Genomic DNA, 12,585 nt, shown 5'->3' with positions numbered 1-12,585 from the left:
AGAAGGCCATGTCCGCACCCGACCAAGCAGGCGCAGGCCACCCCGGCCTGGAAGACCTTCTTTCCCGTCCGCTGTGGGAGACGGTCTTCAAGCGGCGCACCCACCGCGTCAGCAAGGGCGCTTCCGTGCCGGCCGGGTCGATGAGCCATCGATCCGCGCACCGGCCGGAGCCGCTGGGCGAGCTCGAGGAGGCGGTGCTCATCGCGCTGACCGGCGCCTCGGGACTCACCATGCCCGACCGGCCCTTCGAGGACCCGCGCGATCACCAACCCATCATGGCCAAGCCGAACCTGAACATGACGGGGCGGACCGCGGGCAGCCCCGACAATGCGCAGGCCACCCACTTCTTCATGATCAACGACAGTGGCACGTACTACCTGCGGAAGCTGCCGCCTTCCCCGGACCACGCCTTCGATCCCGACACCCTGATCGAGCGTGCACGCCAGTCGAAGGTGCGGGTACTGGACCGCCGCCTGGACGTCGCCGAGGGGATGCGCGACTTCCCCGCGTACCTCGACTCCAACCGGTTCCTGTCCAATCTCCCGGGCACCACGCTCTTCCTGCCGGTGGTCGACCTCTCCCATCAGTACATCAACGCGCTGATGTACCTGCTCACCCAGCCCGAGGGAGCCCGGCCCACGGTCGTCGACGACCGCAACTTCTACCGCCCGGCCGGGGTGCGGAAGTGGGTGAAGAGCGGCTTCCTCAACCCCGCCATCAAGCTGCCGCTCGGTTCGCTGGGGCCGATGCGCACCCAGGTCGAAGCCGACCTGCTGCTGCAGAACATGATGCTGGTCGCGGACGCCATGGGACTCGGTGCCTGGATCCACGCGACGATCAGCCCCCAGATCATGCTGGGCGACCCGAAGTTCTCGCGCACCTACGGCCGCATGCTGGGCTTCGACTTCGTCACCCCGAAGTTCCGCCCTGCCGACATCCTGCGCTGGCAGGTGCCGTTGCCGAAGTACGCCCAGCTGCGCTCCCACCCGGTGGGGCTGCGGGCCGGCGGTGAACACCTCATCAAGGGCGCCTGCCCGCCCAACTACCCGTCGATGGGCGACGCCGTCGACTCCGTCATCCGCTCGAAGTTCGGGGAGAACGGCATCTACGCGGACAAGGATCTGTTCACCCGCATCTACAAGGACGACTACGCGCAGCGGTACCTCGCCGAGGCCAGTGAGTACGACCGGCAAGTGATCGAATGCGCGCGGGACATCTGCGTGTACATCCACGAGACCCACGGGCGGTTTCCGGCACACACCGACGCCATCCACGTGCCGGGCATCTGGCTGCAGGCGCACCACGTCGAAGCCGAGTACTACGACCGGTTCTTCCAGGGCGGCCTGACCGAAACCCACCGTCGGCACGCCTCGCGCTGGGACGGATGAGGGAGACCCGATGAGAGTCTACGAGGCCATCGTCAAGGGGCTGGAAGGCATCGGGGTACGAGCGGCCTTCGGCGGGGCCGGGGAGAACGCGGCGGGCCTGATGTTGGCGCTGAAGCATTCGCGACAGATCAGGCCGATCATCACGCGACACGAGCAGGCCGCGTCCTTCATGGCCTGCGGGTACGCCATGTACACCAACCGGCTGGGCTTCTGCTTCGCGACGGCCGGACCGGGCGCGTTCAATCTGTTCTCGGGGCTGGCCGTGGCCATGTCCGACTCCTATCCGGTCCTGGCCGTATCGGGGTACGCGAGCAGGGAATGGCGCGGATGGGGCTCGCTCAACGAGACCTCGGGGTTGAACCGGACGCCCGACTCCCAGGCCATGTTCGCGGCCACGACCAAGAAGTCCTTCCTGCTCACCGACGTCGCCGACACGTGCGACGTCCTCGAGGAAGCGGTCAACCTCGCGTTCGAGGGAAGGCCCGGGCCCGTGCACATCCACGTGCCCGAGGACCTGACCCACCGCGGCGTCGAGGTCACGAACTTCCGGCCGCTGAAGCTCGACGTGAAGCCGGTCCTGCCGGACCCGGCACGGGTGGCGGAGATCGCGGCCGTCCTGGCGGACGCCCTGGCACGGGGGAAGCGGATCGTGGCGCTCGTCGGTTTCGGCGCGGTGCGGAGCGGGGCGGGACCGGAGATCGAGCGGCTGATCGAGCGGTTCCAGATCCCACTGCTCACCACCCTGGACGGCAAGGGCATCGTGTCCGAGGGACACCCGCTCGCGGTCGGGGTCTTCGCCGACAGCGGCCACTCCAGTGCGTGGAAGGCCTTCCGCCAGGCCGATGTCGTGCTGTGCATCGGCAATTCCCTCAATCAGCACGCCACCTTCAACTACCGCGAGGACCTGTTCGAGAACAAGCTGCTGATCCATGTGAACATCTCCGAGGGCGAGTTCGGCAAGGCGTACCGGCCCGACCACGCCCTCTTGTCCGACGCGCGTCCGGCGGTGGCTGCCCTGGCCGACGCGCTGGAGCGGATGGTCGGCGACGTACCGGCGGTCGAGGTGGACGGCCGGGACTACGAGGCCCGGAAGATCATCCACCTGACGGGAAAGATCCACCCCGGAGAACTCGCGCAGTCGATCGGGCGCATGCTGCCGCCCCGGGGTGTCCTGCTCGCGGACGCGGGCGCCCACCTGGCGTGGCTCGGGTACTACGTGGAGCTCGAAGAGGGGCAGAACTTCCGCAAGGCCGGCTCCTTCGGGCCGATGGCCGGACACGTCAACGGAGCCATCGGTCTGAAGGTCGCCCACCCGGACCGGACCGTTGTCGTCGGCTGCGGCGACGGGTGCTACTCGCTGTCCGGTTTCGAGCTGATGACCGCCGTCGAGCACGAGATCCCCGTCATCTGGGTCATCTTCAACGACGGGGAATTCAAGCTGATCAAACTCTTCCAGATCGTCACGTACGCCGAGTCCGCCCTGGTCGAGTTCCAGAACCCGGACTTCGCTTCGTACGCCCGTGCATGCGGTGCGGACGGCTACCGGGTGGAGACGATCGAGGAATTCGAGGATGCGTTCCGCGCGGCTCTGGCCTCCGGCCGGCCCACCCTCATCGACGCCAAGATCACGCGATGGGCCGTGCCGCACTACAGCCCGTCGCCCGACGGCGTGATCGACGGTCTCGTGGAGACCATCGAGGCACGCTTCCGGGACTGACGGCAGATCAAGCACCGGGGCCGCGAAGCCGGTCCTGGTCGAGTTCGGTGTCGAGCGCGAGGGCGGCGGTGATGAGGGCGAGGTGGGTGAAGGCCTGGGGGAAGTTGCCGAGTTGTTCGCCCGTGGGGCCGATCTCCTCGGCGAACAGCCCGACGTGGTTGGCGTACGTCAGCATCTTGTCGAAGGCGTAGCGGGCCTGTTCGAGCCGTCCCGCCCTCGCGAGCGCGTACACGTAGAGGAAGCTGCACAAGGAGAACGTGCCTTCGGTGCCCTGAAGGCCGTCGGGTGAAGCCTCGGGGTCGTAGCGGTAGACGAGGCTGTCGGAGACGAGTTCGGCGTCCATGGCGTCGAGGGTGGAGAGCCAGCGCGGATCCTTGGGGGCGATGAAGCCGACGAGCGGCATCATCAGCAGGGAGGCGTCCAGGACGGTGCTGCCGTACTGCTGGACGAACGCCTGCCGTTCCGGGCTCCACCCGCGGGTCATGATCTGTTCGATGATGGCGTCGCGTGTGGCGGTCCAGCGGTTCAGGTCCGCCGGGCGGGCGTTGGCCACGGCTTGGCGGATGCCGCGGTCGAAGGCGACCCAGCACATGAGGCGGCTGAACGTGAAGTCCTTCTGGCCGCCGCGAGTCTCCCAGATGCCTTCGTCGGGGCGGTCCCAGTTGTCGGACAGCCAGTCGAGCACGCCCGCGGAGCGTTTCCAGGCGTCGTAGCCGACGACGTCGTTGGTCTGGCCGGCCTGGGCGAGGGCGTAGACGGCTTCCCCGTAGATGTCCAGTTGCAGTTGGCCGGCGGCGCCGTTGCCCGCGCGCACGGGGGATGAGCCACGCCACCCCTCCAGGTGGTCGAGGACCTCTTCGGTCAGGTACGGGTCGCCGTCGACGCGGTACATGATCTGCAGGGGTTCGCCGTTGGGGGCGCCGCCGGCCTGCAGCCGCTGCTGCAACCAGCGGCGGAAGCCGTCGGCCTCGTCGGTGAAACCGAGGTCGCGCATGGCGCGTACCGAGAGGGAGGCGTCGCGGACCCAGGTGTAGCGGTAGTCCCAGTTGCGTTCACCGCCCTCCTGCTCGGGCAGCCCCATGGTGGCCGCGGCGACGGGCCCGCCGGTGGGCGCGTAGGTGAGGAGCTTGAGGGTGATGGCCGAGCGGTTGACCATCTGCTGCCAGCGGCCGCGGTAACTACAGCGGCCGATCCAGTTGTGCCAGAAACGGCGCACGTCCATGAACTGCCGTACCGGGTCAGCCGTGTTGAGGGGCGGCGGAGTCTGGCTGCCCGCATCGCAGACCGTCAGCAGGACGGCCGCGCTCTCGCCCGCGTCCAGGGTGATCGTCGCGCGCACGTCCTGGCCGTCGGCCTCCAGGTGAACGGTGTCGACGGCCTGCAGATGCGCGCTCATCCCCGGCCCGTCGAACCGCGCGGTGGAACCGTCCAGGACCAGCTCGTGCGGCGCCCGGCCGTAGTCGAAGCGGGGACGGCACTCCACAGTGAAGCGCACGGTCCCCCGTACCACGCGTATGTACCGCACCACTTGGTGCCGGTCGGTGGCCGTCTGCTGCTCGGGGACGGGCATGAAGTCGACGACCTCACCGACGCCCTCGGGGGTCAGGAAGCGGGTGATGAGAATGGCGGTGTCGGCCAGGTAGAGCTGGCGGGTGACCACGTCGGCCTCGCGCGCCGGTCCCTCCCCGTCGAGGACGGCGGGTGCGTCCGCGCAGATGCCGAAGTATCCACCACGGACGTGGTCGAGCAGGCCCGCGAAGATACTGGGCGAGTCGAAGCGCGGCGAGCAGAACCAGTTGAGCACCCCCTCGGAAGAGACGAGCGCACAGGTCTGCAGATCGCCGATCAGTCCGTGCTCGGCGATGGGCGGGTAAGGACGCATCAACCCTCCACGGCTCCGCCGGGCCTCAGGACGTCAGGACGTCAGAACCTTGGCCTTGGCCTGCTCGTACTCGGCTGCCGTGATGTCGCCGCGGTTCTTGAGCTCGGCGAGCCGGGACAGCTCCTCGGCGGCGCTCGTGGGTCCGGCACTCTCGCGTACGTAGGAGCGGAACGCCTGCTCCTGTTGCCGAGCCCTCTTCAGCTCGCGTTCGCCCATCCCGCGCCCGCGGGCGATCAGGTAGACGAGTACGCCCAGGTAGGGCAGCACGATGACGAAGACGGTCCATCCTGCCTTTCCCCAGCCGTTCATGTCGTCGTCTCGGAAGATGTCGCCGATGACGCGGAAGAGCAGCATGAACCACAGCACCCAGAAGAAGCAGAGCATCATGGTCCAGAACATGTTCAGCAGCGGGTAGTCCACTGCCAGATCGAGCGTCGCGCCGTTCATGGCCGGTCTCCTGCCTGTTGGGACGGGGCTTGGCTACCTCGGTCACCGCGTCATGCCGGTTCCGGCGTGAAGGGGTAGAGCTCGTCCGCCCCGGGCTGTACGACTCCGTAGCTGCCTTCCGGTACCTCGTTCCACGCACCGGGCAGGTCGCCGAGGGGTTCGGACACGATGAGGCGGGTCTCCTCGGAGATGTCCTGGAGGAACGCGACGTCGGGGTGGAGTCTGCGCAGCGCGTCCACCCGGCTGCTGTAGAACAGCGACCGGGAAGCGTGCCGGCTGGAGTACCGGAAGGCCCATACGCGCTGGCCGTCGGTGATGGCGAGCGTCATCTGGAGGGGGAATTCCACGCCGTGGTCGCGGCCGGCGCGCTCCACCACTCCCGCCATCCTGGCGACGGCGGTCGGCGGGTCCTGGTCCAGGCCGAAGGTGAGGGCCAGGTAGAACATCACCTCGGAGTCCGTGGTCCCCTCGATGTCGGCGTACAGAGCTGGATCGACGAGCAGGGTGAGGTCGCGGCGCATGAGGTGGAAACCGGCGATGGCTCCGTTGTGCATGAACATCCAACGGCCGTGACGGAACGGGTGACAGTTCGACTGCTGCACCGCCGTCCCGGTCGACGCCCGGATGTGGGCGAAGAACAACGAGGAGCGGACATGATCCGCCATCTCCCGCAGGTTGCGGTTGTTCCAGGCGGGACCGACGTCCCTGAGGAGCGCAGGAGAGTCATTGTCCTCCGTGTACCAGCCGACGCCGAAACCGTCGCCGTTCGTCGTCTCGACACCCAGCTTGGAATGCAGGCTCTGGTCGATCAGCGAATGGGCGGGTTTGTACAGGATGGTGTCGAGCAACATGGGTGTCCCCGAGTAGGCGAGCCATCGACACATGTGCGATCACCTGTGTTCCCAACTGCTACCTGGTTCAACGACCCCTTCATTCTCGCGGCCCTCCCGGATGATCGCCACGCAGGCGGCGGTCCGTCCCCGCACCTGCCCGGCCGCCGGCAGCCAGCAGCGCCAGTACGGCGAGCACGGCGAGCAGGATGAGGGCCAGGAGCAGCACCGTGAGCACCGTGGGGTGGTTCCACAGGGCGAACACGAGGGCGAGGACGAGCAGCACGCCGGTGGTGACCCAGCGTCGGCGGGCCTGCACCCACGTACCGACCCGACCGGTGTGCACTCCGCGGGCGGCGCCCCAGCCCGCTGCGGAGTCGGCCGCACGCTCCGCCGTACCGCGCACACCGCGGGGCAGTCGGCCGGAACCGGAGAGGTAGGCGCCGAGGGCCACCACGACCCCGAGGACGATCGCGGTGCGGATGCTGACCCTCAGGAACCGCACGAGCGTGTCGAAGATCGCCGCTGCGGCCGCGGGCGACTGGACCTGCTCCGGAAGGTGGTCGAGGTAGTAGCGGCGGGCGACGGCCAGGCCGATGGCGAGGATCAGGCAAGCGGCGGCCGCGCACAGCATGGTGGTCACCAGCGCCCGGCGTCGACGCCGTGCGAGCAGCACCCCGATGGCGCCGAGGACCACCGTGAGCACGGGAAGCCAGTTGCCCAGGACGTCGAGGAAGTGGACCGCGCCTCTGATCTTCGCAAGCTTGTCGGACTGGAAGAGCACCATCTGCTTGTCGACCTCGGGGATCTTCTCGGCAGGAGCGAGCCCCGCCTTCACGAGGTCCTGCTTGACGCTCTCCACGGCATCCCCGATGTCAAGCGTGACGGTGCCGCCCTCCACCTCCACCGCGCCACGGCCCTCACCGGTCAGCGCCCGCACCACGGCGGAGTGCGCAGCGCGGTTGGCCGTGGTCCAGACCTTCTCGAAGCGGTCGCTCTCCACGAGGCGGGTCGCCACCTTGGAGACAGCCGCGTCAGCGGCCGAGTCCAGCTGCGGGCCCAGCGCCTTGACCGCCGTGCCGACGCGGGCCGGCAGTCCCCGGGCTTGGAGCCAGGCCGCCAGGTCGGACGTGACCTGGGCGCCGTCGACCCGGACGTCGGCGGCCTCGGTGATGCGGCGCACGGCGGCCGCTTCGATCGCCGGGTCGGAGGCGAGCGGGGTGACCATGGACACGTACCGGTCGGTGTCCAGCACGATGTCGTGCACCCAGACCGTGAGGAGCGAGACCGGTACGAGGATGCACGTCAGTGTGATCATCACGGCCGAAACGGCACTCGTCACGATCCCCCGGGCACGACGTCCACCCGTCCGAGCCGGTGCGGGCGACACGTCCGGCGGCGGCTCGGGCGGCACACTCATAGCGCTCCCTGGGGGGACAACTGAGGCGAAAGACCGGTTCCCGGCCATTGGACACGCCGCACCGCGGGTCCGCGCGTTCGGTTGCTCCCACCGTGGGAGGCGCCAAGCCTCGGCCTAGCAGTGGTTGCGGCCCTGATCACCGCAGGAGCCGCCCTCCGTCACCGTGCCGGGGAGCTGGCGGGTGTACGGAGCCAGCGCGTCGGCAGCGGCTCGCGGGCCACCACGTATCCGATGGCGATGGCGGTCGTAGCGACGATGAAGTAGACGATCAGCCAGGACAGCAGGACGAAGACCGAGCCGAGACTGCCGAACTGCCGCAGGCTGCGCTCCACGGCATGGGGCATGTAGATCCTCGACGCCCAGGAAAGCATCTGCACCCCGGCCGCGACGAACAGCGCACCGGGCAGGAGCGGCAACCATGGAATCCGGGCACCGAGCAGCAGGTGCTGGGTCCACCACCACAGCATCGTGTTGCCGGCCAGCGCGAGGAAGAGGCCCCCGGCCCGGCCGGCACCGAAGGCGTCCTGCAACGACCCCTGGAACAGCACCACACCCAGGCAGACCGTGAGCCAGGCCAGCCACCGCCAGGCGGCGAGCCGGGCCTTGGCCTTGGGCAGGTGCCAGGACCGCTCACACGTCACCTGCATGGCCCGGCTCCACGCTGTCGCCGACAGCAGCGTCACCGCGATTCCCACCCCGCTCACCGAGACGGTGCCGCCGGTGGCGGAGTACACCGACCGCACCTGGTCCAGCGCGGCGCCCTGGAGCCCCAGTGTCGTACGGAGGGACGAGACCACCTGCTCCCGAAGCCCGTCGGGGGCGAGGGAGCCGATGACGAAGAGGGCGGGCACCGCACCGAGAAATGCCTGGGCGGCCAGCCTGGTCGCACAGTCCAGGACGTTGACGGTGGCGAGCTGCTCGAGGATCCGGCCCAGGAACGGCGTGTGCCTGTGCATCCAGCCGGGCACGGCGAGCCGGCGCGGCCTGGCCTCTGGTTCAGGCACGGTGGACTCCTCACGAGGGACGGTTCGCGACGGCTGCGACCACCCTTCCACGAGAAATGACAGAATGGATCATATCCGGCATTTCGGCGCCTGGTCTCGTGGCATCGGGGGCTGTTCACCGGGACCGTGGAGGAGGCTGGATGTCCGGCTCGGCTGACGACCCCGCGCACCGCCGGGCCCGGGAACGGCGTGAGCGGGGCGCACTGCTCCACCGTCCCACGCGCGCGATGCGCAGGGACCTGTCCCAACTCGTCTGTGCGGTCGTCGGGCTGGCGCTGGGACTGCTGATCCCCATGCTCTCGCTGGGCCCTCAGGTGGACGCGGGACGTGTGGTGACCCTCCTGTTCACCCTCGGGTTCGGCGTCATCAGCCTGGTGAGCATCATCTATTCGATGCTGTTCCTGGTCGTCCAGTTCTCCGCCAGCACCTTCACGCCGCGCCTCGGCCTCTTCCGGGACGAGCCGATCGTGTGGCGTGCGTTCGCCTTCACCGTCGGTGTGTTCGTCTTCAGCATCACCGCGGGGCTGTCCATCGGCGCCGGCACGACGACCGTCTCGGCACTCGTTCCCTGTGCTGCCATGGTGCTCTCGCTGGTCGCGCTCGGTCTCATGCGGACGCTGCAGATGCGGGCGTTCGACTCGATCCAGCTCGCTCACTCGCTGACCGCGATCGCCACGCGCGCGCACCGTCTGTTCGACGCCTTGTACGTGCGGCCGTACGACCCGGACGAGGCCACCGCCCCGCCGCATCCGGCGGCCGGCGCCACCGCCGTCCCCTGGTCCGGGCCGGCGGTCGTGGTCCAGCAGATCGACGTGCCCGCACTGATGGGCGTGGCGAAGGAGCACGACTGCTCGATCGCCTTCCTCGTCGCCCCGGGAACAACCGTGTCACGGGGCATGGCACTTGCCGAGGTGACGGGCGGCGAACTGTCCGAGGCGGCTCTGCGCGGCACTCTGGTGACCGGAGTCGAGCGCACCTTCGACCAGGACCCCGACCTGCCGTTCAGGCTCCTCGCCGACATCGCGCTGCGGGCCGTCTCCCCGGCCGTCAACGACCCGGCCACGGCGGTGGAGAGCCTGGACCGCCTCGAAGACCTGCTGACCCGCCTCGCCGGCCTCGAGCTGAGCATCGGCCGCTTCGCCGACGAGGGTGGCCGGTTGCGGGTGACCATCCCGGTGCCGGACTGGGAGCAGTACGTGCGAACGGCTCTCGACGACCTCCTCTTCGCCGCCGGCTCCCCGATGGTGCTCCGCAGAACGCGCGACCTGCTGTACCGGCTGGTGGAACGAATCCCCGAAAGCCGGCGCGGAGTCGTACGGGACCGGCTCCAGTGGGTCGAACGGGCGGGGAGCGAAAGGTATCCGCTCATCTGGACCACTGCTGAAGGCGGTTGAGCAGCCGGATCACCACGGGCCCCGCCCGGGAGGGACGGGGCCCGTCGAGTCGATGCGGCGATCGATTCAGACCAGGAGTTTGGCTTTGGCGCGGTCGAATTCCTCCTGGGTGATGTCACCTTTGTCCTTCAGCACGGAGAGCTTGCTCAGCTCGTCCGCCGAACCCGCCCCGGTCCCGGCCGCCTTCTGGACGTACGCACGGAAGGCCTCCTCATGCTCCTTGACCTGCTTCGCATCCCGTTGACCCATGCTGTCGCCGCGGGCGATGAGATAGACCAGAACGCCGATGTAGGGCAGCACGATCACGAATACGAGCCATCCCGCCTTTCCCCAACCACCAAGGCCGTGGTCACGGAAGATATCCGTGACGACCTTGAAGAGGAGGAAGAACCACATGACCCACAGGAACAACCACAGCATCGTCCAGAAGAGGTTGAGAAGCGGATAGTCGTCCATGCTCAGCTCCGATCATGCATGCGGTACTTCATTCATACAGCCGGTACAGACGGTGCGCATGCGGAGCTGATCTCACATCTTTTGCATCCGACCGCGGACCGGGCGACGGTGAACGCATGAGCCTGGCCTCCCTGGCACGTGACGAACGATCAATCCGGCACGGAGTGCGCGGCCATGCTGCTTGACCTGTTCGTCATCGGCCTGGTCATCACGCTCTACCCGTTGCCGATCATGGCCTTCGTGCTGGTGCTGTCGGCGCCCAGGGGCGTGTGGAAGGGGCTCGCGTTCATCCTCGCGTGGCTCGCCTGCCTCGTCGCCGTGATCGCCGTCGTCCTCCTCCTCACCGGTGGCGAACCGCCCCCGCCCCGGTCGCCGCCGTCCAACGCCGCCCTGGCGGCAAAGCTGGCCATCGGCATCGGGCTGGTCGTTTACAGCGAGCATCGGCGCCGCAGGCGCCGCAATGCCCCCGCTTCCCCGGTGCCTTCTCGGTCCGAATCCCCCGGTGGCGGCTCGCTCACGTCCCGGATGGACCAGGCCACCGCATGGTCGGCGGCCGGGCTCGCCCTGCTCCTGCAGCCCTGGGGCATGGTCGGCGCCGGAGCGGCCACCGTCGTCGAGGCGGACCTCTCCCACAGCGGGTCGTATCTGGCTCTGCTGGCCTTCTGCGTACTCGCCACCTCCAGCCTCCTGGGCATGGAGCTGTACATGGTGTTCGCGCCCGACAGGGCCGCGCTCGCGCTGACGAACCTGCGCGCGTGGCTGTCGGGGCACAAGGACCAGGCCATCATCGTCACCTGCCTGGTCCTCGGGCTGTGGCTGGTGGGCCGGAGTCTTTACGAGCTCACGCGCTGAACCCGGAGATCGCGGGAGACGCAGGAGATGCAGGCCGCTGCGACGGATGCTGCAATGGCTGCAGAGCTCTGCCCGCCAGGGGATGCGCAGGAAGATCCCGGTCCGCTGCGAGGAGTGGTCATGAGCGACGACGAAGTGACGGGGCGGAGGCTCTGATGGCTTCCCTCGACTCCGCGGAGGCCGACGAGAGTGGCCGGTGAGAGTGGCGGGCTGCGACCTCAACGGCGCCGCCGTGTGCTGGTGGGTCACCTGCTCCGCTCGACCGCCTCGGTCATCCTGCTCACCGCCCTGTTCTATCTGGCCCCCCTGGAGCGCGGGTTCGACGTCTTCACCGTCGTGCTGCTGACCCTCGGCCTCGCGCTCTTCGGCGGTCTGGTCGCCTGGCAGATCGCCGCCATCACCCGTGCGCAGTACCCGCGGTTGCGCGCCATCGAGGCACTGGCCACCGCCGTGCCACTGTTCCTGGTGCTCTTCGCCGTGTCGTACTTCCTGCTCGCCAAGGAGGTGCCGCAGTCGTTCTCGGAGCCCCTGAGCCGGACCGACGCGCTGTACTTCACGGTGACGGTGTTCGCGACCGTGGGCTTCGGGGACATCTCCCCCGCCACCGAGGCCTGCCGCGTGCTGACCACCGTGCAGATGATCGCCGACCTGATCGTGGTGGGAGTGATCGCCAAAGTCCTCTTCGGCGCGGTCAGGATCGGGGTGCGGAGGCGAGGGGAAGCCGCCCCGCCCCCGGAGGACGAGTCATGACCGACTGGAGTCAACGGACCGTCACGAGCCGAGGATTCTGCTCTTCTGCGCCGCGAACTCCGCCTCGGTCAGTATTCCCTGGTCCCTGAGTTCGCCGAGTTGCCTGAGCTGATCGATCCTGCTGCTCATGTCCTCGACCGGCGCGACAGGGGCGGGGGGAGGAGCCGGGGCCGACGCCGCCGCGTACTGCTGTTCCGGCGCGTACGCATCCTGCTCGGCCCATCGGCCCGCCTGGCGCCGCGAGACCCGGTTCGAGACCGCCGTCGCCGTACCGGACACGACCGCGGTGCGCACTATTCCTCGAAGAAGACCGGACATGTCGCTTCTCCTCACTCAGCCCGAAGCCCCCTTCCAGCATGGCACCGCAGGGTGGGGCACGCCGCCCTGCGGGCACCGCACTCCCCCGGCGGCGCAGACCGCCGCTCAGGTGGACCATCGAGGGGAA

Annotated in this window: 12 protein-coding genes; 5 read left to right on the top strand and 7 right to left on the bottom strand. The window is 68.6% G+C overall.

All coding sequences use genetic code 11. The features are described 5' to 3' along the window. Positions 1-8 precede the first annotated feature (8 nt). Positions 9-1,388, top strand: coding sequence for a hypothetical protein (locus ACZ45T_RS10920; protein WP_468439663.1), 1,380 nt, complete (start codon positions 9-11; stop codon positions 1,386-1,388). A 10-nt stretch (positions 1,389-1,398) separates the two neighbouring features. Further along, entirely contained in the window at positions 1,399-3,105 is a 1,707-nt protein-coding gene (locus tag ACZ45T_RS10915; RefSeq protein WP_468439661.1) for a thiamine pyrophosphate-binding protein, read from the top strand. 7 nt (positions 3,106-3,112) lie between these two features. Here the strand turns inward: ACZ45T_RS10915 and ACZ45T_RS10910 are convergent, their stop codons facing one another. The 5 genes from ACZ45T_RS10910 to ACZ45T_RS10890 form a co-directional block, all read right to left on the bottom strand. Next, entirely contained in the window at positions 3,113-4,987 is a 1,875-nt protein-coding gene (locus ACZ45T_RS10910; RefSeq protein WP_468439659.1) for a glycoside hydrolase family 15 protein, read from the bottom strand. 33 nt (positions 4,988-5,020) lie between these two features. Further along, entirely contained in the window at positions 5,021-5,434 is a 414-nt protein-coding gene (locus ACZ45T_RS10905; RefSeq protein ID WP_468439657.1) for an SHOCT domain-containing protein, read from the bottom strand. Positions 5,435-5,484: 50 nt separating this feature from the next. After that, entirely contained in the window at positions 5,485-6,318 is an 834-nt protein-coding gene (locus ACZ45T_RS10900; RefSeq protein WP_468439655.1) for a class II glutamine amidotransferase, read from the bottom strand. A gap of 46 nt (positions 6,319-6,364) precedes the next feature. Continuing rightward, entirely contained in the window at positions 6,365-7,582 is a 1,218-nt protein-coding gene (locus ACZ45T_RS10895) for a hypothetical protein (RefSeq protein ID WP_468440034.1), read from the bottom strand. Positions 7,583-7,842: 260 nt separating this feature from the next. Beyond that, the gene (locus ACZ45T_RS10890; protein WP_468439653.1) at positions 7,843-8,688 is read right to left on the bottom strand and encodes a YhjD/YihY/BrkB family envelope integrity protein; all 846 of its coding nucleotides are present in this window, start codon (positions 8,686-8,688) and stop codon (positions 7,843-7,845) included. Positions 8,689-8,828: 140 nt separating this feature from the next. Between ACZ45T_RS10890 and ACZ45T_RS10885 the strand changes: the two genes are divergently transcribed. Then, positions 8,829-10,082, top strand: coding sequence for a DUF2254 family protein (locus tag ACZ45T_RS10885; protein ID WP_468439651.1), 1,254 nt, complete (start codon positions 8,829-8,831; stop codon positions 10,080-10,082). A gap of 66 nt (positions 10,083-10,148) precedes the next feature. Here ACZ45T_RS10885 and ACZ45T_RS10880 read toward each other — a convergent pair whose 3' ends face one another. Then, positions 10,149-10,538, bottom strand: a complete 390-nt coding sequence (locus ACZ45T_RS10880; protein ID WP_468439649.1) for an SHOCT domain-containing protein — start codon at positions 10,536-10,538, stop codon at positions 10,149-10,151. Positions 10,539-10,712: 174 nt separating this feature from the next. On the opposite strand from ACZ45T_RS10880, the gene ACZ45T_RS10875 reads away from it, so the two are divergent. Continuing rightward, positions 10,713-11,390, top strand: coding sequence for a GAP family protein (locus ACZ45T_RS10875; RefSeq protein WP_468439647.1), 678 nt, complete (start codon positions 10,713-10,715; stop codon positions 11,388-11,390). A 240-nt stretch (positions 11,391-11,630) separates the two neighbouring features. Beyond that, positions 11,631-12,140, top strand: coding sequence for a potassium channel family protein (locus tag ACZ45T_RS10870; RefSeq protein ID WP_468439645.1), 510 nt, complete (start codon positions 11,631-11,633; stop codon positions 12,138-12,140). Positions 12,141-12,161: 21 nt separating this feature from the next. Here ACZ45T_RS10870 and ACZ45T_RS10865 read toward each other — a convergent pair whose 3' ends face one another. Next, entirely contained in the window at positions 12,162-12,458 is a 297-nt protein-coding gene (locus tag ACZ45T_RS10865) for an SHOCT domain-containing protein (RefSeq protein ID WP_468439643.1), read from the bottom strand. Positions 12,459-12,585 lie beyond the last annotated feature (127 nt).

Source organism: Streptomyces sp. NPDC030995, assembly GCF_055571215.1.
The sequence above is the reverse complement of the archived record's forward strand: the minus strand, read 5'-3'. Positions and strand labels throughout refer to the sequence as shown.

Coding starts and splice junctions, on each gene's coding strand:
- ACZ45T_RS10915 (WP_468439661.1), top strand. CDS start 1,399: ATGAGAGTCTACGAGGCCATCGTCAAGGGGCTGGAAGGCATCGGGGTA.
- ACZ45T_RS10905 (WP_468439657.1), bottom strand. CDS start 5,434: ATGAACGGCGCGACGCTCGATCTGGCAGTGGACTACCCGCTGCTGAAC.
- ACZ45T_RS10865 (WP_468439643.1), bottom strand. CDS start 12,458: ATGTCCGGTCTTCTTCGAGGAATAGTGCGCACCGCGGTCGTGTCCGGT.
- ACZ45T_RS10920 (WP_468439663.1), top strand. CDS start 9: ATGTCCGCACCCGACCAAGCAGGCGCAGGCCACCCCGGCCTGGAAGAC.
- ACZ45T_RS10880 (WP_468439649.1), bottom strand. CDS start 10,538: ATGGACGACTATCCGCTTCTCAACCTCTTCTGGACGATGCTGTGGTTG.
- ACZ45T_RS10895 (WP_468440034.1), bottom strand. CDS start 7,582: ATGATCACACTGACGTGCATCCTCGTACCGGTCTCGCTCCTCACGGTC.
- ACZ45T_RS10910 (WP_468439659.1), bottom strand. CDS start 4,987: ATGCGTCCTTACCCGCCCATCGCCGAGCACGGACTGATCGGCGATCTG.
- ACZ45T_RS10900 (WP_468439655.1), bottom strand. CDS start 6,318: ATGTGTCGATGGCTCGCCTACTCGGGGACACCCATGTTGCTCGACACC.
- ACZ45T_RS10885 (WP_468439651.1), top strand. CDS start 8,829: ATGTCCGGCTCGGCTGACGACCCCGCGCACCGCCGGGCCCGGGAACGG.
- ACZ45T_RS10875 (WP_468439647.1), top strand. CDS start 10,713: ATGCTGCTTGACCTGTTCGTCATCGGCCTGGTCATCACGCTCTACCCG.